24 protein-coding genes are annotated in these 22,176 nt (G+C 63.9%); 21 read left to right on the top strand and 3 right to left on the bottom strand.

Annotated features, from left to right (window positions below; all coding sequences use genetic code 11):
- Positions 1-82: 82 nt before the first annotated feature.
- Together GGQ96_RS16890 and GGQ96_RS16885 are read right to left on the bottom strand one after the other, a co-directional pair.
- Positions 83-514, bottom strand: a complete 432-nt coding sequence (locus GGQ96_RS16890; RefSeq protein ID WP_184116619.1) for a hypothetical protein — start codon at positions 512-514, stop codon at positions 83-85.
- 188 nt (positions 515-702) lie between these two features.
- On the bottom strand, positions 703-1,164 hold the full coding sequence (locus tag GGQ96_RS16885; protein ID WP_066773308.1) for a hypothetical protein: 462 nt from the start codon (positions 1,162-1,164) through the stop codon (positions 703-705).
- 419 nt (positions 1,165-1,583) lie between these two features.
- On the opposite strand from GGQ96_RS16885, the gene GGQ96_RS16880 reads away from it, so the two are divergent.
- The 20 genes from GGQ96_RS16880 to GGQ96_RS16785 all read left to right on the top strand — a co-directional run bounded on the left by GGQ96_RS16880 (position 1,584) and on the right by GGQ96_RS16785 (position 21,137).
- Positions 1,584-1,904: a TrbC/VirB2 family protein gene (locus GGQ96_RS16880; protein ID WP_066708110.1), complete on the top strand. Its 321-nt coding sequence runs from the start codon at positions 1,584-1,586 to the stop codon at positions 1,902-1,904.
- A 59-nt stretch (positions 1,905-1,963) separates the two neighbouring features.
- The gene (gene traL / locus GGQ96_RS16875; RefSeq protein ID WP_066773306.1) at positions 1,964-2,254 is read left to right on the top strand and encodes a type IV conjugative transfer system protein TraL; all 291 of its coding nucleotides are present in this window, start codon (positions 1,964-1,966) and stop codon (positions 2,252-2,254) included.
- Position 2,255: 1 nt separating this feature from the next.
- Positions 2,256-2,828: a type IV conjugative transfer system protein TraE gene (locus tag GGQ96_RS16870; RefSeq protein ID WP_066773304.1), complete on the top strand. Its 573-nt coding sequence runs from the start codon at positions 2,256-2,258 to the stop codon at positions 2,826-2,828.
- 59 nt (positions 2,829-2,887) lie between these two features.
- The gene (locus tag GGQ96_RS16865; protein ID WP_066773423.1) at positions 2,888-3,643 is read left to right on the top strand and encodes a type-F conjugative transfer system secretin TraK; all 756 of its coding nucleotides are present in this window, start codon (positions 2,888-2,890) and stop codon (positions 3,641-3,643) included.
- Positions 3,644-3,646: 3 nt separating this feature from the next.
- Positions 3,647-4,990: a TraB/VirB10 family protein gene (locus tag GGQ96_RS16860; protein WP_066773302.1), complete on the top strand. Its 1,344-nt coding sequence runs from the start codon at positions 3,647-3,649 to the stop codon at positions 4,988-4,990.
- Positions 4,977-5,849 carry a DsbC family protein gene (locus GGQ96_RS16855; RefSeq protein ID WP_066773299.1) on the top strand — a complete coding sequence of 291 codons (873 nt, stop codon included), beginning with the start codon at positions 4,977-4,979 and terminating at the stop codon, positions 5,847-5,849. Before GGQ96_RS16860 ends, GGQ96_RS16855 begins: the two co-directional genes overlap by 14 nt.
- Entirely contained in the window at positions 5,846-6,868 is a 1,023-nt protein-coding gene (locus GGQ96_RS16850; RefSeq protein ID WP_183937302.1) for a conjugal transfer protein, read from the top strand. Before GGQ96_RS16855 ends, GGQ96_RS16850 begins: the two co-directional genes overlap by 4 nt.
- Positions 6,865-9,444: a type IV secretion system protein TraC gene (traC, locus tag GGQ96_RS16845; RefSeq protein ID WP_066773547.1), complete on the top strand. Its 2,580-nt coding sequence runs from the start codon at positions 6,865-6,867 to the stop codon at positions 9,442-9,444. The genes GGQ96_RS16850 and traC overlap by 4 nt, the downstream gene beginning before the upstream one ends.
- Positions 9,445-9,449: 5 nt before the next feature.
- Positions 9,450-9,809, top strand: coding sequence for a hypothetical protein (locus GGQ96_RS16840; protein WP_066773545.1), 360 nt, complete (start codon positions 9,450-9,452; stop codon positions 9,807-9,809).
- Positions 9,806-10,507 (top strand): TrbI F-type domain-containing protein, encoded by a 702-nt coding sequence (locus GGQ96_RS16835; protein ID WP_082731337.1) that lies wholly within the window; start codon positions 9,806-9,808, stop codon positions 10,505-10,507. The genes GGQ96_RS16840 and GGQ96_RS16835 overlap by 4 nt, the downstream gene beginning before the upstream one ends.
- Positions 10,488-11,039 carry a S26 family signal peptidase gene (locus GGQ96_RS16830; RefSeq protein WP_394427582.1) on the top strand — a complete coding sequence of 184 codons (552 nt, stop codon included), beginning with the start codon at positions 10,488-10,490 and terminating at the stop codon, positions 11,037-11,039. Before GGQ96_RS16835 ends, GGQ96_RS16830 begins: the two co-directional genes overlap by 20 nt.
- Entirely contained in the window at positions 11,036-11,674 is a 639-nt protein-coding gene (traW, locus tag GGQ96_RS16825) for a type-F conjugative transfer system protein TraW (protein WP_066773540.1), read from the top strand. The genes GGQ96_RS16830 and traW overlap by 4 nt, the downstream gene beginning before the upstream one ends.
- Positions 11,674-11,952 carry a hypothetical protein gene (locus GGQ96_RS16820; RefSeq protein ID WP_066773532.1) on the top strand — a complete coding sequence of 93 codons (279 nt, stop codon included), beginning with the start codon at positions 11,674-11,676 and terminating at the stop codon, positions 11,950-11,952. The genes traW and GGQ96_RS16820 overlap by 1 nt, the downstream gene beginning before the upstream one ends.
- 32 nt (positions 11,953-11,984) lie before the next feature.
- Positions 11,985-12,965, top strand: a complete 981-nt coding sequence (gene traU / locus GGQ96_RS16815; protein ID WP_231728706.1) for a conjugal transfer pilus assembly protein TraU — start codon at positions 11,985-11,987, stop codon at positions 12,963-12,965.
- A gap of 12 nt (positions 12,966-12,977) precedes the next feature.
- A complete protein-coding gene (gene trbC / locus GGQ96_RS16810) occupies positions 12,978-13,721 on the top strand; it encodes a type-F conjugative transfer system pilin assembly protein TrbC (protein ID WP_066773518.1) in 744 nt (247 codons plus the stop codon).
- Entirely contained in the window at positions 13,722-15,515 is a 1,794-nt protein-coding gene (locus GGQ96_RS16805; RefSeq protein WP_066773516.1) for a conjugal transfer protein TraN, read from the top strand.
- Between the two features lie 34 nt (positions 15,516-15,549).
- Complete coding sequence (locus tag GGQ96_RS16800; protein ID WP_066708155.1) at positions 15,550-15,900, top strand: hypothetical protein; 351 nt, start codon at positions 15,550-15,552, stop codon at positions 15,898-15,900.
- Positions 15,881-16,795 carry a conjugal transfer protein TraF gene (locus GGQ96_RS16795; RefSeq protein ID WP_231728705.1) on the top strand — a complete coding sequence of 305 codons (915 nt, stop codon included), beginning with the start codon at positions 15,881-15,883 and terminating at the stop codon, positions 16,793-16,795. The genes GGQ96_RS16800 and GGQ96_RS16795 overlap by 20 nt, the downstream gene beginning before the upstream one ends.
- A gap of 92 nt (positions 16,796-16,887) precedes the next feature.
- Positions 16,888-18,270, top strand: a complete 1,383-nt coding sequence (locus GGQ96_RS16790; RefSeq protein WP_066773556.1) for a conjugal transfer protein TraH — start codon at positions 16,888-16,890, stop codon at positions 18,268-18,270.
- 11 nt (positions 18,271-18,281) lie between these two features.
- Complete coding sequence (locus tag GGQ96_RS16785) at positions 18,282-21,137, top strand: conjugal transfer protein TraG N-terminal domain-containing protein (RefSeq protein ID WP_066773513.1); 2,856 nt, start codon at positions 18,282-18,284, stop codon at positions 21,135-21,137.
- A 3-nt stretch (positions 21,138-21,140) separates the two neighbouring features.
- Here the strand turns inward: GGQ96_RS16785 and GGQ96_RS16780 are convergent, their stop codons facing one another.
- On the bottom strand, positions 21,141-21,332 hold the full coding sequence (locus tag GGQ96_RS16780; RefSeq protein WP_156442303.1) for a hypothetical protein: 192 nt from the start codon (positions 21,330-21,332) through the stop codon (positions 21,141-21,143).
- 199 nt (positions 21,333-21,531) lie between these two features.
- On the opposite strand from GGQ96_RS16780, the gene GGQ96_RS16775 reads away from it, so the two are divergent.
- Positions 21,532-21,699, top strand: coding sequence for a hypothetical protein (locus GGQ96_RS16775; protein ID WP_242417101.1), 168 nt, complete (start codon positions 21,532-21,534; stop codon positions 21,697-21,699).
- Positions 21,700-22,176: the final 477 nt, after the last annotated feature.

Raw genomic sequence — 22,176 nt, 5'->3', positions numbered from 1 at the left:
CGGGACGGCGTGGCGGTGGTGACAGCGCCAAAAAAAAGGCACCTGAAGCGGTGCCCAATCCATCATTTCAGTCGAGGTGCCGTTAGAGCCCGTCGGCCTCTCTCTTTCGCAGCCGGAGCCCCTTGCGCTCAGCTAGGTCCGCATACCCTCGCTCGAAAGTCTCACATACCAGCTGCTGGATCTGCTGGCCGTGCTCACCCTTCACGTCGCTTAGATCCAAGCCGCCGATCGCGGACACAGCGTTCGCCAATCTCGGCGCCAATCCGCCGAACATCGTCGCGAGGAATGACGTCAGGCCTGCGGCCTCCTCGCGATCGTCACCCGACATGCAGCCGAGCAGCTCGGTCCCGAAGAACGCTTCTGACTGCGTGATGCCGAGCGCGGCGCAGATCGCCTGGGCCTCGTCCACGCGCATCGGCCGGCGCTTGGCCGTGTCCGAATGCAGGATGCAGTGGAGCCTCGTCCGCTTCATCATCGGCGTTGAAGCCTCGAGCACGCGGAACGTGACCCGCAATTCCTTCATCCTCGCGAGGAGGAAGTCGGCAAGTTCTGGCTTGGCGCTGCTACTGCTTTCGCCAGAATTGTAAGGATTAGACGCTCCCACCTCAGGGCACTCCCCACCCGCTAGCTTCGACTCAGGTACGCCCGAAAATGACAGAATGGCAACCCTGCCGTTAACGTTAATTTCATGTTTCCGAGGTGCTACCTGATTGGAATCACGTTCGTTTCGGTTCTTTTTGCCGCAGCTCGAAAGGCCTGGGCGTCCTCAACGTCCAGCCCCAGCTTATTAATCACCTCCGTCGTGTTCTCCTCAACGATGAAGTCGAAGAGGACCAGTGAAACGGCGGACGCAAAACTTACCGATGATCCGATAACCTCTTGAAGGTCTGGGATCGAACCGTCGATCGCCTCAGCGCTGCTTTCGAGGATCGTCAGTGATAGGCCGACATCGCCATCAGTTGGGATGATCCGCAGATGCTCCTTCAACGAGCCTGGTCGGTAGGTATCCTTGATTTGGGCGGCCGAGGAAGATCGATCGTTGACCACGTCGTTGATCGAAAGAAGTCTCTTCTTCTTGTTCGAGAAAAGGCGGATGCTTTCGGTTACGAGCCGAAAGAACGTTTCCGAGATCTTTAGATCGAAGGCGCGTTCACCCGCCGTCATCTTAGAAGAAGTCCTCACCTTGATAGCACACCCTGAAAAATACCGTCTCCGCGGCGTTTTAGCACCATCGAGTCCGCGTTGTGTAACACAATCAAAGAGCGGAGTCGCATCGCGGGATTAAGGCCTTCGCGCCGCTGTCCTCGCACGCGGACGCGTGTCCGCCAATACGGACAGCTGTCCGCTATTACGGACAGGCGTTCGTAAACGCGGACAGATGTTCGTGGGGGCGGACAAGTCGTCCCGAAGCGCGGGACAAGAGCCTGATTGGTAAGCTGGCAAAGCTCATTTCGTCGCAATCGCAGAAAAAACTTACGGCAACCTTACCAGTTCCTAAACGCGCCGATTGCGCGAATTTTTTTCCCGGTCGAGCCTTTGGTTGGGCGCGCTGAAATGCGCTCAATCAAAGGAGACCTTTCGTCATGAAGACCATGCTCAAGATGGGCCGTCGCGTCGAGACGGCCGCACTGGCCACCCTCGGCGTCGCAGCGGCTGCGGCCGTGATGGCCTCGCCCGCCTTCGCGGGTGCCGACGGCACGTTCGATACCGCGCTGAACGCCTTCACCGGCTTCCTCGAGGGTTCGGGCGGCAAGATCATCACCGTGCTGTCGCTGGCCGGCGGTGTCGTCGGTCTGGCCTCGGGCCGCTTCTCGCTCGGCCAGGTCGCGATCCCGGTGGGCGTGGGCGTCGGCGCCGGCACCGGCGTTCCGATCGTCACCTCGACCGTCACCGCCACCATCTAACTCGATCCGGCACCGGCGGAGATAGCAGCTCCGCCGGCGTCGTCACTGAAGGTGGCGTGATGTCAGCCGATAAGTACGTGATCCCATCGCACTTGGACGACCCTGAGCTTATCGGCTTTTGGACGTTGGACGAGTTCCTAGCGATGGTCATCCCCTTCACGTGGGGGATCCTGTCCCAACACATCGTCATCGGGATCGGCTTCGCCGTCCTGGGCTGGTGGGCACTCCGTAAGGCCAAGGCGGGACGGGCGACATCTTGGTTGATCCACCTGGCATACTGGCACCTCCCCGGCGGCTTTCCGTCTCTCAGGGCCACGCCACCTTCCTATCTCCGACTGATGGTGGGCTGACATGGACTATTCCTACCAGCACGCGCAGAGCCAGCGTGTCCTTCGCCAGCGCAATCTTCTCGGCATCGCCGCCCTTGTGCTGGCAGGCGCCGTCGCACTCCTCCTCCTCATGTCCGCGACCCGTAGTCGTGAGATCGTCCTGCAGCCGGTCCTCGGATCGCCGGTGACGGTCTCCAGCAGCGGCGTGTCGCGCGAATATCTCGAGCTCGTCACCCGCGACACGGCGGTCCTGACGCTGAACCGATCGCCCGGCAGCCTCGACTATTGGATGAAGTCGGTCCTCGCGATCGTCTCCCCGAGAGCGCAGGGCACGATCAAGGCCGACCTGCTGAAGATCGTCAACGAGCAGCGCAATTCGAGCATGAGCCAATTCTTCACGCTCGAGGGCATGGAGATCGACGCCAAGCACCTGCAGTCTACCGTGACCGGCAAGCTCAGCACGGTGGTCGGCCAGAAGATCGTGTCGAGCGAGCCGCGCACCTTCATCTACGACTGGGAGTATTCGGGCATGAGCCTGAAGCTGGTCGGATTCAGCATGGCGCAGCCGAAGGGCCGCCTGGGAGGCTCGCTGTGACGGACGCATTCTACGCCTTCGGCAGCGCTGCACTCGGCACGGTGCTCGCCTCGCGCACAATGTGCTGGCTCAGCCGCATCGCCGGCGCGGCGCTCATCGCAGTCGCGGTCTTTGTCTTTGCCGCGCCTGCCTTCGCAGCCAGCGACCAGACGCTGATGGTCGCGGACGGCGCGCAGGTGTCGTGCACCGCGTCGGCCAAGGATCTGACGCGCATCAGCCTCGTCGGCGACGAGTTTGCCGGTGTCTCGAAGATCAACACGGGCAACCCGTCGGACGACTTCTCGGTCGTAAACGAGCCAGTTCGCGGCGACATCTACCTGTCCGTTCCTGAGGGCTTCAACCGCCAGACGCTCTCCTTCTTCGGCACTTCGAAGCGCGGCTATGTCTACAAGTTCGCCTGCCGCATCGCGGGCGACCAGGCGGTGCAGGTGTTCCTCTCGAACCCCGCGATCGCCAAGGCCGACGCGGCCGAGGCGGCACCGACCAAGGTCGCCGCTGCGTCGACTCCTGAGGACGCGGCGGTGTCGTTGGTGCAGGCGATGTACGCGAACAAGTCGGTCGATGGCTACGAGCTGCGCCAGCGCTCTTTGAAGCCGGTCTACGTCGGCGACCTCAAGGTCCAGATGATCTCGGAATATCGCGGCGAGGCACTGACGGGTCGCGTTCTGCGGATCGAGAACAAGGGCACGCAGGAAAAAGTCCTGACCGAGGCACAGGTCGCGCCCGCCAGCGCCCTCGCCGTGTCGATCGCCGAGCCCAAACTCGCACCGGGTCGGGTCACGACCGCCTACCTCGTCTCGCGGAACGGAAACTAAGCCATGGCCATCAAGGACATCTTCTCGCGGTCGCGTAAGCCGCTCGACGGCCCCGAGGCCGCTCCAGAGACGGACGGCGTATCGCCGATCGCGTCCGAGCTCGACGGCAACAACGAGACCAAGAAGAAGCAGCGCATGCTTCTCGCAAGCGTCGGCGCGGTCGGCCTCGTTGCCTCGTCGTTCTGGATCTTCGGCGGCTCGGACAACGCCCGCAAGGTCGACCCCGACAAGCCCGAGCAGGTGAAGGTGTCGGTCGGCGACATGGCGAACAGGACCCTCTCCGAGCAGGAGTGGATGGCGCTGTCGGAGAACCGCTTCCAGTCAGCCGAGAACCAGCTGAAGAGCGTCGACGGCACCAACGCCCGTGTGGCGCAGCTTTCGCAGCAGATCGACGCGTTGAAGGCGCAGAACCAGTCGATGTCGTCGGACGGCCAGCGTGTCGTCTCGGCCTATCAGGCCGAGAACGAGCAGCTGCGCAGGCAGGTGAACGAGCGCGCGGCCGCCCCGCCGCCTGTCCCGGCCGGTCCGCAGGCGATGTACGGCCCGGGCAGCGCTGCGGTGTACGGCCGCGGCGCGGGGGCGCCGCCTGCCGGTCCCGATCTCTCCGCGCCTCGCCTGAGCGAAGTGAAGATGGTCTCGTTCAGCTCGACCGATCGCGGCACTGCGTCCAAGATCGCCAAGGGCAGCACGGTCTACACCGACAGCCCCAACTACCTGCCCGCGAACAGCTTCGCGACCGCCAAGGTCATCGTCGGCGTCGACGCCGCGGCGGGCGTGAACAGCCAGACCGACCCGCTGCCGGTCGTGCTGCGCATCACTGGGCCGGCGCGCTCCGTGCTCCAGAACGGCAAGCTGCTCACCACCAAGATCCAGGGCTGCCTCATCAACGGCGCCGCGCGCGGCGAGCTGTCGAGCGAGAAGGTCTACATCAAGCTGCAGAAGATGACCTGCCCGCAGCCGGGCGGCCGCTATGCCGAGTCCGAGGTGAAGGGCTTCATCGCATTCGGCGGCAAGACCGGCGTGCGGGGTCGCGTCGTCAGCCGCGAGGGATCGCTGGTGAGCCAAGCCTTCATCGCCGGCCTCGTCGGCGGGATCGGGCGCGGCTTCGCGGCCAACACCAACATTGCGCTGCAGCCCGGCAACGTCGTGCTCGCCAACGGCAAGCGCCAGCAGCTCGGGCTCGGCGACATCGCGCAGGGCGGCGTCGGCAACGGCATCGGCGAGGCGGGCGACATGGTCTCCAAGTATCTGATCGAGCGCGCCGAGCAGTACCAGCCCGTCATTGAGATGCCGACGGGTGTCGACGTCGAAATCGTCTTCCTGGAGGGTGTGTATGTCCGCAATTGATTACATCGCCTTCTGGCGTCTTCGTCCTCGCTTCATCGCCACCATCGCGGGTTGCGCGGCTGTCGTCGGCATCGGTGCCGCTGGCGCTGCGGCGGATCTCGGAATCATGTCGCCGTCCAACCAGAAGGTCGCAGCGCTCCTCAAGGCACGGCTGCCAAGGACCGACGTTTCCAAGGTCGACTGCGGCGTCGTCGACGGCCTCTGTGAAGTGACTGCCGGCAGCAATCTCTTCTATGTCGATCGTTCGGGCCGCTACCTCATGATCGGCCGGGTCTACGACATGGAGACGCGGCAGGACCTTACCGCCACCCGGCTCCTCGAGATCAATCCCGACACGCTCATCGGCGGGGCGGCTAAGGCCAACAACGCCGCCAGCAGCGACGAAGCACCGCTAACGCGTGGTGCCGGGTCCCAGCCCACCGCACCTGCAGCGCCGCAGCACCTCTCGCTCACGAGCCTGCCGGCGACCGGCGCGATCGTCTGGGGCAAGCCTTCGGGCAAGACGGTCACCGTGTTCAGCGATTTCCGCTGCGGCTATTGCCGCGCGCTCTCCAACACGCTCCGCACGATGAACGTCCGCGTGATCGAGCGCCCCATCTCGGTCCTGGGCAGCCGCGACCTCGCCAATCAGGTCTATTGCGCCAAGAACCGCGAGGAGGCCCTGCATCAGGCCTACGCCGGTGAGCCGCTGCGCAACGCCGGCACCTGCGACACGTCGGGCCTCGACGCCAACGAGAAGTTCGCGCGCGCCCATGGTCTCTCCGGCACGCCCGTCATCGTCCGCGCCGACGGTGCGATGATCGAGGGCTACCGGCCCAAGGAGGCGCTCGCCGCCTTCATCGCGGGAGGACGGTCGTGAACCCTACCAAAATCGGAGCGCTTGGTCTCATCCTCGCGGGCACTGGCCTTGCCAGCTGCACGACGATGGGTGGCAACATCAAGGGCAACTTCTCGTGCGTCGCCCCGGATGGCATCTGCGCCCCGAGTTCGACGATCGATGATCGCGCATTGGCGATGATCGCCGGCGAGGACGGCGATCGCATGATTACGCCCGCTGGTCCCTACAGCGTGCCCGCAAGCGACGGTCGCGGCCCTCAGAGTATCGCCGCGCGCTCGGTAAGTGGCGGCTTCCAGGCCGCATCAGCCGCGCCGGCGCGTAGCCAAGAGCGGGTGCTGCGCATCGTATTCCCCGCGCAGATCGACGCGGCGGGTCGCCTTCGCGAGCAGACCGCCATTCATGCCGTGGTTGAGCGTGGCGAGTGGCAGCAGGCTCTCGCTGCGAACGCGGTTGCGACCACGCCCTCCGAGGTAGCATCGGCGACGGGCGGCGATACTCTCCTCGCCGCGGTCGATCGGGCCGCCCCCCCCGTCACCGCGTCCGCGGATCCCGCCTTTGATCCCGACATGCCGAGCGCGGCTGCGGTTGCCGCTGCGCGCGTGCAGGCCGATCCTGTTGGCGACATCAAGGACCAGGTCGCTCGCCAGCTCGCGCGCAATCCAAGACGCGTGCCGGTGGCCACCCGGCCCACGTTCCGCCCTGCGCCGACAGGGGTAGCCGTCCAGACTGCACCCGTGGCTCCTGCCTCCCCGCCTCAGGCGCGAACGGCGACGACACAGCCGGTCGGCCCCGCCAAAACCCCCGCCCCTTCCCCTTCCGCGTCTGTTCGCCCTGTCGCGACGACGCCAACGGCGACGTCGGCCGTCACCGTCCCGCTTCATGCAACCCAGGCGGGTCGGACCGCGATCGCATCGGTCGCGGCAAACCCGGCAATCCGTGCGGGGCTCGCGCGCGTCGAGCCTGACGCGCGCGAAGCCGCCAAGGCCAACGGCGTCGTACCGGTGCTGCGCGCTCCCTCATTCCCCGGAGTGGATCAATGAGCTTCCTAAGCGGCCTGCTGGCGATGATCCTTGGCGATAATGCCAAGCCTGAGGGCGGACGGCCCGACACGGCGGTGCCGCGCTTCGTTCACTGGCTGCCGTATCGCAGCTTCGACCCGAAGACGAAGATCTTCTACAATAGCGCGACCCGCGGGTTCGTCCTCGAGTGCACGCCGATGCTCGGCGCGACCGAGCAGAGCCATGAAATGCTCGCGCAATTCCTCTCTGAAGGCATTCCGACGCCGGGCGCGCTGCAGGTTCATGGCTGGATGAGCCCGCGCATCAGCGAGTTGCTCTCCAAGTGGTATCTGCCGCGCTATTCGGCGGCCGGCGTCTATGAGCGCATGGCCAAGCACCGTACCGAGTATCTGCTCGGTGGCGTGTGGAACTCGCTGTCGTCCGCAGCGCCCTTCCACATGCGCAATCACCGGCTCGCCATCTCCTATTCGACGCCGGAATCGAGCCGCGTGTCCAACGAGGAAATCGTCTCCGTGATGGAGGGCCTCGCGTCCGCGCTGGAGTCCATCGGCGTCCATTCGCGCGCCATGGATCCCAAGGCGCTCATCACCTGGATCGATGACCTGACCTCACCGACGACGGCACCGGGTGACGACACGATCACCTACAATCCGTTCGATCCCATCGCCGATCAGGCGGTACGGCACGATCTTGAGATGAAGATCGAGCCCGATCGGATCCTGCTCCGGACCGAACGGTTCCGCCCAACGGGCAAGACGGTCGATAATGCACCCGAGATCGGCGAGATCTACCCCGACACCTTCGACGTGCGCTCGTTCTCGGTGCGCAACTTGCCGCAGCGTTGGGCGCCGTGGGATATGGCCAAGCTCATCGGCGACATGTTCGCCGACAAGCTGCGCATGCCCTGCCCCGTGTCGACCAACCTGTGTCTCGACTTCCCGGATGCGGAGGCCGAGGGGCAGCGCGCCGGTCGCAAGTTCATGCGGACCACGAGCCTTGCGGACTCCAAGTCGGCGCGCATGCTGCCGCAGCTGAAGGATCAGTCGGCCGAGTGGAAGTTCGTCAAGGACGAGCTGCGTCAAGGCCGCAAGCTCGTGCAAGCCTTCTTCTCGGTCACCTCTTTCAGCCCGAAGGGCAAGGGTGACTCGAACGAGCGGACGCTGAAGTCGGTGTACCGCGCCGCAGGCTGGGACCTGCTCGACGATCGCTATCTGCAGATCCAGGGCCTGCTCGCCGCTATGCCGATGACAATGGCGAACGGACTGTCGTTCGACCTCAAAAACATGAAGCGCATGCGGACGGTTCTGACCACGACCGCAGCGAGCCTCATGCCGCTGCAGGGCGAGTATCTGGGTGGCCTCCAACCGCACCTCATGCTGGTTGGCCGGCGTGGACAGCCGTTCTTCTGGTCGCCGTTCGAGAACACCGCCGGCAATCACAATGTCGCAGTGTGCGGCAAGTCGGGCTCGGGCAAGTCGGTCGCTCTGCAGGAGCTGTGCGCCTCGATGGTTGGAGCCGGCGCGAAGGTCGTCGTGATCGACGACGGTCGCTCGTTCGAGCACTCGGCCAAGCTGCAGGGCGGCGCCTTCGTCGAGTTCACCATGGCGTCTGGCTTCTGCATCAACCCGTTCGCGATGATCGACCCTGAGCTTGCCGGGCAGGATGAGGACTATCTCATGGACTGCTTTGCGATGCTGAAAAGCATCGTGAACCAGATGGCGCGGCACATCGACAAGCTCAACGACACCGAGCGCGGCCTGATCGACGGTGCCATCAACAAGGTGTGGGCGGCGAAGGGGCGTAGCGGTTGCATCGATGACGTGATCGCTGCCCTCGAGGAGACGGGTAATCCGGTTGCGACCGACCTCGGTATCGCCATGCGCCCGTTCTCGAGTGCGGGCACCTATGGCCGCTTCTTCACCGGCGACGTGTCGTTCCAGCTGAAGGCGAACCTGACCGTCTTCGAGCTGTCGGACCTGTCGTCGCGCGAGGAGTTGCGCTCGGTCGCGCTCACCGCGATCATGTTCATGGCGAGCCAGGCGATGCGCCGGGAGGATCGCTCCGTGCCCAAGGCGCTGCTCCTCGACGAGGCCTGGCAGATGCTGAAGGGCGGCTCCATGGCCGACTTCATCGAGGCCTATGCGCGTACCTGCCGCAAGTACGGTGCCTCGCTCGTCACCGCCACGCAGAGCATCAACGACTACTACAAGTCGGATGGCTCCAAGGCGGCGCTCGAGAACAGCGACTGGTTCGTCGTGCTGCAGCAGAAGGCCGAGACGATCGCCGACTTCAAGAAGCACGATCGCTTCGAGATGGACGATTACACGGATGCGCTGATGCGCTCGCTGAAGCGCAACGGCGTCGAATATTCCGACGTGCTCATCAAAGGCCCGGAATCGATGGCGGTCGGTCGCCTCGTGCTCGATCCCTACTCCGCGACCGTCTTCTCGTCCTCACCGCGCACCTTCGCGGCGATCCACGACCTGCTCGATCATGGTCTGACGATGGAAGAGGCGATCGAGCGCGTCGCCTACCCCGAGAACCCTGAAAAGTGGAGCGACGCCGGCGACGACGCGCTTCCGATCGCCGCGGAGTGACCGTCATGGCAACGCACGCAAACCCCCTTCTCCCGCTCGCCGCGCCCAAAAGGGCCGGACGGGTCGACTATGGCTTCCTGCTCTACTTTGGGCTGCACATGGCGGGCTTTCTCGCCACGACGTTGCTCATGACGTGGGGGCTCTTCGTGCTCTTCTTCCTCGTCCTGGGCGGCCTGTCGCTCGATGGGATGATGCACCACCTCCAGAACATGACCAGTCGCTATCTGGCGGCCGGATCTGACCGCGTCGACCAGTTCAAGATCACGGTGGGTATAGCGCACCTGATCCTGTCGACCGCCCTCATCTTCTTCCGCCGGCACGCCATCCTGCCGCGCGACCCTGCCGCCCGGGAGCGCCAAGCATGACCGAAGCATCGAGTGTCGACCGCAACGACGATGGCCTTGGCCTGTCGCCCGGTCTCGAAACCACGCCGGTCCGTGCATCGGGCCGCGCGGTGCCGCGGCGGGCTGTCTTCGCGGGCTACACGATGCCGCAGCTCCTTGTCGGCGCGGCGCTCCTGCTGGCCCTGATCTGGGCCATGTGGATCAGCAAGGCCGTTATGGCCGAGAAGCCGCAGCACATCGTGAAGGCGGACCTATCGCGCATTGTCGGCGAATACGTGCAGGCGCAGGCCCGCAGTGCCACGCCGCCCGACCAGGTGCAGGCGCAGATGCGGACCTTCATGGCGGCGCTTGATACCGAGCTTCAGCGGCGTGGCGCCGCAGGGCAGGTCGTCCTCGTCGGCGAGGCGGTCCTGTCGAAGAGCGTCCCCGACATCACCGGCGAGGTCGCCAAGGCTGTCTATTCGACCGGTGTTCGCGTGCCGCAGCCCGCCTCTCCCGCTCAGATGGGTGCCATGATGCGTGGACAGGCTCCGACTGCTCCCGTTGCTGCCCCCGTCGCCGTTGCGCCTGAAGTCACGCAGATTCCGACTGGTGCTCCCGCCCCATCGCCCTTTGGCGCGGTAGGGATGGACACGGCTCAAGCGGTCCCCGCCCCGGCCCCCGACCTTAGCGCTGCTGGCGCCAGCGTCTCGACCTTTGGTGGTCCCAGTGGCCAGTAACGCGGTCAGCGCACCGGCGCCGACTGAGCGCTTTCGGCCGAGGAAACGGCTTTGGGCGGCGCTCGGCCTTTTCATCGCTGGTGGCGCGTCGCTCAATGCACTCGCGGAATGGCGCGATACCCACGCCCTGCTCATCAACTCGTCAGAGTCGTTGCCGAATTGGGCCTTCGTGATCCACAAAACTGCGACGCCAGCGCGCGGTGAATACGTCTTCTTCGTGCCTCCTGCCTCGCCGCTCGTCGTTCGGCACTTCGGTGCAAAGAAGCAGATGTTCGGCAAGATCGTCTATGGCATGCCGGGCGACCTGGTTGAGCATCGCGGCGCCGACGTCATCGTCGCCGGTAAGCTCGTCGCGCACATGAAACCGCTGACAAAGTTCGGCGAACGACTTGTACCCGGCCCGACCGGCATCATTCCGCGTGACTGCTATTTCGTCGGTAGTCCGCACAAGGATGGCTTTGACAGCCGGTATGCGGCGATCGGCTTCGCGTGCGCGAACAAGATCGTCGGCGTCGGAAAGCCGATCCTGTGAAGCGGGCGCTGGAGTCCGTCGCGATCGTCGCCCTCCTCTCGGTTTCGCTGAGCTCGGCGACCCGCGCGAGCGACCATGGCATCGTCGGGCAGACATTCCCGATCGTGGAGCCGGATCTGCTCGCTACGATCGAGGCGAAGCTCCAGCGGCTGCAGGCGAATGGCGACATCGATCGCATGAATGCGGCCTTCGCTCGCAGGGCGGAGGCCCGCGTGCGGCGTCCGAAACCCGTCGCCGGTATCACCCCCGCGACCGAAGCGCGGACCTGGGCCTATGACCCGACGATCACGATCGAGCGCGACGTTCAAGATCAAAAGGGCAACTACATCGCCCGGCGTGGTCAGACGGTAAATCCACTCGATTTCACCGCCGTCACCCAGGCTCTGGTGTTCGTCGACGGTGACAACAAGGCCGAGATGGCGTGGGCGACCGCCCAATACAGCGACCTCAAGGCCAAGATCATCCTCGTCAGCGGCTCCCCCCTCGAGGAGATGACGGCGCGGCAACGCCGCTTCTACTTCGATCAGGAAGGTCGCCTGACGGGCAAGCTCGGCATCCGGCACACACCCGCCGTCGCCGTGCAGGACGGCCGCGTCATGAAGCTCTCCGAAATCAAGCTGAAGGGAAACAGCTGATGCCTCTGTGGCTCGATCTCCTGAAGACGCCGATGGCAGCGCCGGAAACGGCGGAGCTGCGCGGTATGCGCCGCACCTTCCAGTTCCTGTGCGTGGCATCTGCGGTTGGCGTCCTCGCCATCTCTCCGCTTGTGAAGCTCTTTGGTCGCCCCGCGTCCTTCGTGGTGGCGGCCGTCCTCGCGACGACGGCCCTTCACACGGCGCTCTACGTTTTCCGGAAGAACCGCGCGGACAACGCCTACCTCGACGCCGCCACTTCGCCGGAGGAGGCCGCGTGAAAGGCCTGCGCCTCCTCACCCTCGCGCTCTCCGTGTTCGCCCTATCGGCGGTGTTGAGCCCGCGCGCGGAGGCGCAGTCGAAGTGTACCGGCAAGTTCGTGAACCCGATCACGGATGTGTGCTGGTCGTGCCTGTTCCCGCTTTCGGTCGGTGGCCTCAAGATCTGGCCGAGCAATCGTCCCGACACAGACAACCCCAGCTTGCCCGTCTGCGCCTGCGGATCACCCGTCCCGCGCATCGGTATTTCGGCCGGCTTTTGGGAGCCGGTGCGTCTCGCCGACGTGTCGACCAAGCCATGGTGTTTCGTGAACCTCGGCGGGACCAAGATCTCGCCCGGCTTCGACATCGGACAGGGCAATTTGTCGGGGCCGTCGCAGAAAGGTGGGAACGGACAGAACACGTCGAAGTGGCATGTCCACTGGTACGTATATCCGCTGCTCTACTGGATGGAGATCCTCGCAGACTTCGCCTGCTTCGAGCAATCGTCCTTCGACATCGCCTATATGACCGAGGTCGATCCGCTCTGGCAGGACGACTCTCTCACCGCGCTCATCAATCCTGAGGCGGTGCTCTTCTCCTCACCGATCGCGCAGGCCGCGTGTGCCGGTGACTGCATCGCAGCGACCGCCAAGCTGCCTCTCGATGCGACCTTCTGGTGCGCTGGCTGTCAGGGACCGATGTACCCCGTCAACGGCAACATCGCTGCCTCGATCGGCCACGTTCAGGCGTCGCGCCTGGCGCTTGCGCGCTTCGCCTTCAAGATCCACCGCGAGGGCCTCGCGTGGGGCACGATGGGCTCCAAGGGCCTCTGCAACAAGTACCCGATGCCGGTGCTGCGCAAGCAGCAATACCGCGTCCAGATGACCAACCCGATCCCGACCGTCAGCGGCAAGTATGCCTGCTCGCCTCTAGGTGCCTCGACCATGCCCCCGCAGGCTGGCCGGGCCTTCCCCGTGAAGGGCGAGGACATGGGCTACCTCGTCTGGCGCAAGCGCAACTGTTGCGTGCTGTGAGGAACCACTGACATGCGTCGCTTCACCATCGTCCTCGCTCTGGTCGCCACGATCGGCGGGATTCAGGCAATCGCTCAGACCGTCGACGGTCTGGATCTCGACGCCATCAAGCGCCGCTCGGCGGCCATGCAGGGCGATGCCGAGACGTTCGCCGACCACGTCCGCAATCGTGGCGACGCCTTCCGCGAAGAAGCCGTGGCGGTCCAGACCAAGGCCACCGGAAACCTCGTCGAGCTGGCGAAAGCCGACCTGCCGGTGAACGGCGACGGTGCTTTCGATTTCGATGAGATCATCAAGGGCGCCAGCCAGAACGTCTCGTCGACAGGCCGGGGCGACGCGCCTCAGTTCATAGCGTTCGCCAGCCTCTCGATGCCGGTGCCGGCGCTTCGCCAGCTGATCGCCGACACGGCGAAGGCCGGGGGTGTGGTCGTCTTTCGCGGTTTCCCTGGCAATTCGATGAAGGCGTTCAGCGAGGCGTTGAGCAAGGTCGTGACCGAGAAGGACCAGCTCTCGAACGTCGGCATTGATCCCCGGCTTTTCCGTGCCTTCGATGTTCAGGCCGTGCCGACCTATGTGGCGGTGTCCTCCGACTTCGACCTGTGCTCGGGCCTTAACTGTCGCACCGCGGTGCCCGCGCACGATCGCATCACCGGTAACGTCTCGGTCCGCTATGTGCTCGATACCTTCGTGTCGGCCCGCGGACCGGGTGCCGGTGTCGCCTCCGTCGCGCTGCGCAACATGGCGAAGGCCAGCTAGATGAAGCGGGTCGCCGCCTCCCTGTTTCTCGCCATCCTCGTGGGTGGCGCCAGCGGCGTCATCGCGCAGACGACGATCGAAGAGGCGCGTCAGCAGGGCAATGCCATGGGCAAGGCGATGCGCGCCGATGATAGCCTCGGCCCGAATGAGCTGAAGCTGCAGGAGCTGCCCGGGTATGGCGGCACCGATCTGCCAGAGAAGGGCTATTTCGACGATCCCGACAAGCTGACGATGGATGGGAAAGTCGCCGCGCCGACGAGCGACGCATACGGCACCGTTACCGACAAGGGCGGCACGCGGCCGAGCTTCAGCAATGCCGAAATCCTCGCTGCGACCTCGCGGGGCACCGCGATCGAGAAGGATCCCGAGACCTATCTCGGCGGGCAGGACATTGGCGGAAGCCAAGGCACCTGCACCGCGCTTCCCCCATCGGTGGGCTCGAAGGGCTATTACGAAGCGACGTGCAACAAGGGCTCGAAGGTCACGCAGGCCAACGAGATCTGCCGCGGCAATATGGTCCCGCACGTCGTCAACACCGCCCGCTATTTCTACTACGGCGTTCTCGACAAGAACGAGGGCTACGGCTTTGCCCGCAATAGCGTCATGCAGGCTCGGACCGCGGCCGGCGTCTGCCGTACCGAGCCGGTGTCGAAGCACATCTGCGACGCGCAGATCGACCTCGGCGCAGGCGGCACCAACGTCGAGGACTATCGCAAATTCTGTAAGGGCAAGCTGAGCGGCACGGCGCAGCTCTATTCCTGTTCGAGCGAGCTTCCCGCCAGTGACACGGGTAGCCACCAGAATTTTCGCACCGGCACGGTCTACTTGAAGAAGGAAGGCGAAGTCAGCGTGTCCGTCACTCGCAACGAGGGCACCTGCCCGTCGCTTGCCGCAGACACCAGCTGCACGCCGCAGGCGGCCGAGGTGTGCACCGAGGGCCCTGAAACACGCACGATTGAAGGCTTGCCAGTGACGCAGAGCTGCTGGGCCTGGTCGCGCACCTTTACCTGCCAACGGCTCGAACCGGCGAGCGACTGCGGCTCGCTGGACGACAACAAGCAGTGCAAATTCCTGCGCGACGAATGTCTCGACGATCCCCAGTCGGGGGCCTGCAAGGTATCGCAGCGCGTCTATAGCTGCCCGCTGCCGGATGACCCGGCGTCGACCGACAAGCAGTATGTCTGCGGCAACGACGTCTACTGCCTCAACGGCAACTGCGAGCAGATCGAGCGCGAAGCCTCGACCGAGTTCAAGGACGCGCTCGTCGCGCTTCACTCGATCGGCGACGCCGGCAAGCAGTTCGATCCGAACAACCTGACGGTCTTTTCCGGCGAGCGCGGGACCTGCAACAAGAAGATCTTTGGCGCGTCCAATTGCTGTTCGGGCAAGGGTGTGCCGTTGCTGACGCCTTGGCTGTGCAGCTCGGCCGAGAAGCAACTCGACGAGAAGGACGACAAGGGGCTGTGCCACAAGGTCGGCTCCTATTGTTCGGACAAGGTGCTCGGCATCTGCGTCACGTCGAAGGACGCCTATTGCTGCTTCGGCAGCAAGCTATCCCGCATCCTGCAGGAGCAGGGCCGCCAGCAGATCAACAAGCCGTGGGGCAAGCCCAAGGACGAGACCTGCAAAGGCTTCACCATCGAGGAGTTTCAGCGCCTCGACCTGTCGAAAATGGATTTCTCGGAGGTCTATGCCGAGTTCATGGACGCCGCGAAATTGCCCGACGAGGTCAGTGTCATGACCGACATCCAGCAGAAAATTCAGGGGTATTATGACCTTCACGGGGGCAAATGATGTGGAAGGTCCGGGGGGACCATGCGCCGTCGACATGTCGGTGCTCGACCTCGCCATCTTCCTGCGGATCCACCGCTCCGGGCGCGGCACGTCAGCCGGCGAGGTCGCACAGACGGTCGGGCACTGGTTCGACTGTCAGATCGACCCGCGAGAGATCGAGCGATCGTTTCCTCGCATGGTCGACGCCGGTTGGCTCGTGCGCCGCGACAGCGGGATGCGCGCCACGATCAAGGGCCGCAAGCACGGCCGCAGTCACCTCCGTGGGATCGTCCGCATGCTCGATCAGGGCACCAAGATGCTCGACGTCGCGCGGATGATGCACGTCCTTCAACTCGCAATGATTGAGCTCGACGGGGAGCACGACGATGATGACGATCAGGGATAACCGCCGCGGCCGCGTCGCCGCCACGCTTCTCATGCTCCTCGCAGCTGCCGCGCCGGTCGCGGCGCCGGCGGGGGCGCAGTCGCTCGATCTCCAATCAGTGGCGATGGCCGATGCCGGCGACGACGCGGAGAGCGAGGACCAGGTGCAGCCTGAGGTCCTCGAGGCAAACGTCGATACGCCTGTTCAGGGTGACGATTTCTACTGCGGCCAGCGCCGCCTCGGGCAGTGGTTCTATTGCGAGCGTCCGAAGACCCCCCCCAAGTCCCCGCAACCTGCCCAGCAGGCTCAAGCATCGGCGACGGACCGGATGAAGGCGATCTCCAAGCAGCTCAACGAGCTGAAGAACCGCGCCATCCTCGAGCCGACCGAGGCCAACGTCATTGCCTATGTGCGCTATCAGCGCGAGCAGTTGGATCGGGCCTCCACCTTCTCCGACACCTGGCAGCGCGCGCTCTGGCAGAACCCCGACATCGACTACACGCTGCAGCGACCGGTCTCCACCGTCGGCAAGCGTGCCTGGACCGATAACCGCAGCGCAACGCGCGATCAGGCGCTGTCTCGTATCGGCCAGCGGTACGGCATGTTCTACTTCTTCGCGCAGAGCTGCGCCGCGTGCGAGGTCTTCTCTCCGATCCTCCGCTCGGTCGCCGACAGTCATCGTATGACCGTGATGGCCGTCTCAACCGATGGTGGTCCGAGCCGAACCTTCCCCAATTACGTGGTCGACAGCGGCCAGCGCGAGCGCATGGGCGTGCCGCTGGCCACGCCTGCGCTCGTCCTCTTCGACACCGTGACCCGCAAGACCGTGCCCATCGGCTTCGGCGTCATGTCGGCCGACGAGGTCATGGAGCGGATCTTCATGCTCACCAACACCAAGCCGGGTCAGGATTTCTGATGACCGCTACCACCTGCAAACCCCGCCCCTCCCCCTTCCGCGTCTTCCTGCGGCGGTCCGCCGCGGTCGTCGCGTGCCTCGGGGCCGCGAGCATGATCCCGGTCGACATCGCGCGTGCCGACGTCGCCGGGCAGATGAATAGCTTCTTCCAGGACGCGGGCGGCGCCGCCAATGTCACTGGCCCCAGCGCATATCAGGGCCAGAGCGCCGGATACTATTCGATGGGCAATGTCTGGACCCGCTTCCCGCAAAAGAGCGTGCAGCCGCTCAATCTCCAGATGCCGAGCGTGCGCGCCGGGTGTGGCGGCATCGACATCTTCACCGGCTCCTTCTCGTTCATCAACGGCGCCGAGATGGTCGCTATGCTGAAGGCGACCGCGAACAACGCGCTCGGCTTCGCGTTCCAGCTCGCGATCGACAGCGTCTCGCCCGAAATCGGCAAGGTCATGGATGGCATGGCCAACAAGGCGCAGCAGATGAACCAGATGAACATCTCGTCGTGCGAGGCAGCGCAGGGCCTGGTGGGGGGCCTATGGCCGAAGATGGCCGGAGCGCGGTCCAACGTCTGCGCAGCGATCGGCAACAGCCAAGGTATCTTCTCCGACTGGGCGCGGTCCCGTCAGGAGTGCGGACCGGGAAATAAGCAGGAGTCGACGATCGACGCCAACACCGATCCCAAGGTGGCGGAGAATGCGGCCGGCACGCCGCGCAACTACACCTGGGACGCAATCCAGAAGTCCAATAAGTTCGGCACCTTCGATCAGGCGTTCTCGGAATACCTGATGACCCTCGTCGGCACGATCATCGTCAACCCGAAGGGTGGCGATGACGGCGGCCCGGCTGTGGTCTTTCATGGGCCTGCCGAGGAGGCGGTCGTCACCGCCCTTCTCGATGGTACGGGCACGGGCGGGCAACCGGTCAAGTTTCTGAAGTGCGACGAGCAGCTGAAGTGCCTCAAGGTCACCGAACAGAATCTTCAGATCGCGACCGGACTTCGCACGAAGATCAAGGGCATGATCGACTCGATCAACTCGAAGATCCGCACCGACAGCGCGCTCGACGTTGGGGAGCAGCAGCTCCTCAATATGACGACGATCCCGCTCTACAAAATGCTCGCGGTCCAAGCGATGGCACACCAGAGCTTTAATCCCGGTGAGACGAACGCTCTTGCCGAGATCGTCGCTGTGAACATGCTCTCGGCGATGATCGACAACATGCTCGATCGGATCAGCCAGTCATCGGTCCAGGTCCAGTCGGGTGACGTCGACGTCAGCAAGGCATGGCGCGAGCAGCTGGCGTCGGCACGTGACCGCTACTCGCAGCGCGACTTCAAGCTGAACGACAAGCTCAATCAGACGATCTTCCTCATCAACAAATCCGTGATGCTGGAATCGACCCTGCAGAACAGCATGTCGCCGGCGATGGCCGCTTCGCTCAATTTCTCGCGCGGGCTGAGCGCGCAGGGCCTCAACTAAGGACGAACGGCATGGTCGAGGTCTTCACGATCGGCGGTGGCGAATACATCGTCAACACGTTCAACGCCGTCGCAGCGTGGACGGGAGGGGGCGGCTACCGTTCGCTCCTTCGCGTCGTCATGGTCCTCGGCCTGATCTATTCGCTTCTGTGCGTCGCCTTCACGATGAACGTCCGCGTCTGGATGAACTGGTTCATTGGCTCGACGCTCATCTACATGTGCTTGATGGTCCCTACCGTGTCGGTGAAGGTGACCGACCGCATCAACCCGTCGCTGGCCCCTGCCGCCGTTGCCAACGTGCCCCTCGGGCTGGGCGTGATCGCGAGCTTCACCAGTCAGGTCGGTGACTGGCTCACCCGCACGGCCGAGACGGTCTTCACGATGCCAAGCCAGCTGAACTACTCAACCAACGGCATGGTCTATGGCGCGCGCCTTTTCGACGCGACGCGCAATTTCGAGATCCGCGACGCCGAGTTTGCGACCAACCTGTCGGCGCATTTCAAGAACTGCGTGTTCGGCGACATCATGCTCGGTCAGAAGTCGATGACCGACTTGGCGAACGCGAAGGACCTATGGAGCGCGATGGGGCCGGGTTCGGTCGCCCGGTCGCAGCCTTGGGTCAGCCGCAACGGTGCGTCGGTGACAAGCGACATCATCACGTGCAACAACGCCTACAACCTGCTCTCAGAGCAATGGACGCCGATGATCGCGGCGCACACGCCGATCTGGTCGAAGCAGGCCTTCCCCAAACTCTCGACCGCCGTCGCCTCGGCTAAGCTTCGTGCCGATGTTCCGATCGTCAATCAGGCCTTCACCGCCTCGAGCGCCAACTACGAAGCCGTGATGCGGCAGAACACGGCGATCAACGCGTTCATGCAGGCTCGCGACGGGATGGCCGGTGGTCCGGGCGCGGCGTCGATCGATACCTTCGCCACGACGCGGGCGGACATTCAGGCGCGCAACACGTACAACTCGATCGCCCAACAGGCGATGAGCTGGGTTCCGATCCTCAACATCGTGCTCACGGTCGTGTTCTACGCGATGTTCCCGGTGATTTTCCCGCTCTTCCTGATGCCTCAAACGGGGGTCGGGGCGCTCAAGGGCTATCTGACCGGGTTCTTCTACCTCGCGTCTTGGGGGCCGCTGTACGTCATCCTCCACATGATCTGCATGACGCGCGCCACCAGTGCCGCCCAGGGCGCAGCGGAAGGAGGTATGTCGCTAGGCACGTTCGCGGGCATCGGCGCCGTCAATGCCGAGACGGCCACGATCGCCGGCTTCATGCTGATGAGTGTGCCCTTCCTCGCGGCGGGTCTCGCCAAGGGCGCGATGAGTATCTCGGGTCAGGCGACATCGGTCCTCAACCCGGCTCAGAACGCAGCTGAAGCGGCTGCGGCCGAGCAGACGACCGGCAACTATTCTTATGGCAACACGAGCTTCGCCAACTCGACATCGAACATGCGTCAAAGCAACAATTGGCAAGACACACCCATGTTTTCGTCGGGTGCTGCCGGTTCGAGCTTCCGATTTGACAATGGTGCCACCGCAAGCAGCTATGGCAACGGCCACTCCGTAATTGATACAAACGGGGCAATTAGTCGATTTGAGAGCACGCCGACCCTCAATGCGGGCTTCCTTTCGGATATGAAGACCACGAAGAGCGCCTATGACCGATCTGCTGAAAGTGACGAGGCCTCTGCAGCGGCGTTGACGACATATAGCCAGACGGGTCGTTGGGCCACCGGGGTTTCTGCCGAGCAAATCCGAGGCTGGGAAACGGGATCAACCTCGCAGCATACTGCGACGGTCGACCGGAGCGTCCGTAACAGTCAGGGCACATCTACCGGCCTCGAGGATCAAAGCGCCATTACGCAATCGAGGCGGCTTACCGACGGCAACAATCGTAGCGCTGAGACAATCGACACTGTTCGTGGCACGATCGGAGCCAGCATCGGCGGGGGTGGCGGTCGCCGTTCCAGTCCTGCTCCGGAAGGGGCAGGCGCCAACACTCCAACGACGGGCCGCGGCGGATTGCTCGGTCGTGCCGTTGGTGCTCTTCCCTCGATTGGTGGAGAGGTCTCCAAGACCGGGATCCAAGGCGACCGCCTCAGTCACAACGCGGATCAATCTCGCGGCACTGATGATCGCAATTCGACGACGCAGAGCGTCCGCGACGACACCACTGTCGCCAACGGCGCAAGCATCGGCGATACCGACACAAACCGCTCCGGGACGTTCGCTCGCGGCAGCACCAGTCGCAGTTCGTCGCTTTCGCGCGAAGAGGCCCTTGCCCGGGCGCATTCGTTCGAGGAGCGCGCGCGCCAGTCGCGTGAGAGGGCACAGCAGCTCTCCCAAGATATCAGCTATGCCGAAACGCATAGCATGCAGATGAGCACCAACCTCAGTGCTGAGCTTGGTGATTGGTACGCCCGCGAGAGCCAGAAAGCCGGTGGGCTTGATGCGCCTGGGCTTCATGAAGTTGGCCTGACCGGTCATCGCCGGCAGGTGCGCGATACCTTGATCGCGAAGTTCCTTTCTGAACGTCAGGAAGGTATGTTCAACGAGGTACAGGGCCAGCTCCATCTAAATGACCCGCATGAGCTGAGTGGTCCGGCGCTGGCCGGCGCAGGAGCCATAGAGAAGATGTATAAGCCCGGCGGCCTGATAGATGCTGGCGGCCCTGGGCAGTCAGCCGCACCCGTCGCTGCGGCCGAGGCGATTGAGGCAGGGTCGGGCAAGGTGCAGGATGCGCGTAGTCTGGCTACGGCGCAGCGCTCTTCTACCGTTATGGCTGCGCAGCCCGTGAAGGCAGAGATCGACGAAAAGCTTGGAAAGGGCTTCTTCGTCGACCCCTCGCTGAGGAAGTGAAGCCTAACTCCAGAACCAAAGAAGGAGGCCGACGAAACATGCACCGTAGACTGCCAAATAGGCAAGCTGATGGCTTCGTGGTGCATCCGCAGCCGGAGCTTCAACAGCCGGGATTTCAGACGCCGGCGTCGCGATCACGCCGCCAGAGCCGCTCTGGTCTCGCGTAATCAGGTACTGGGTGAGGTCGTAGGCCATGGCACATTGCTCCCGCCGCAAGGATACAGCGTTTGTTAATGGCCATCAAGGCGTTCGCCGCACCGGAGTTCATAACGAAAACCCGTCAGCGCGACAGGTGTTTGACGGTGCGCTGCTAGGGTTTTCTTGGCTCCTGGTTATGATGATCGGACTCTTCCCGTTGGCAGAGGCATCGTTGAATAGATCACCATCGATAACGATGCCTACGACCATCGCCTTCTTCATCGCCGTCGGCAGCGGCATCTTGCTTCGAAAGCGGCACTCCTGGGTAGGTGTGGTACTCCACATCTACGGGCAGATCGCCATCTGGCTTTCCCTGTTCGTCATGTCGCTCGCTATCGTACTGGCCCTGCTGGGTCACAAATGATCCCATTCTGCCTGATCCTCGGTGACAGCACCGCAGTTGGCACCGCCGCAGCGTTGGCGATGTCGGGCATTCAGTGCGAGACGCGCGCTCGTGTTGGCGCATCTTCCAGTGACGCGCTGCGGTTCTCCCCTGAGACGTTGTCTGCCAGCCTCGTTGTCATAGCTCTCGGTTCGAACGATCCGCGCAGCCCTAAGCTTCTTCGAAATCTGGACGTCATCCGGCGTAGAACCACTGCGTCCCGGGTCGTTTGGATCGCGCCGTATAACCCGGCTGCCTCAGCGATCGTCAGGACTGTTGCCGTGACCTTCGGCGATACGGTCGTGCACCTGGACGCCTTTCGTACACAAGACGGCATCCACCCTGTCAGTTATAGCTCAGTCGCTCAGATGGTGAGTGCGCCACGACCAACACAACGCTCGCCAGGTGCCCGGTCAACCTCACCAAGCGCTCAGCGGCTCGTCCGCCAAGCCGTTGTTG

Source organism: Sphingomonas abaci, from assembly GCF_014199625.1.
GTDB lineage: Bacteria > Pseudomonadota > Alphaproteobacteria > Sphingomonadales > Sphingomonadaceae > Sphingomonas > Sphingomonas abaci.
The sequence above is the reverse complement of the archived record's forward strand: the minus strand, read 5'-3'. Positions and strand labels throughout refer to the sequence as shown.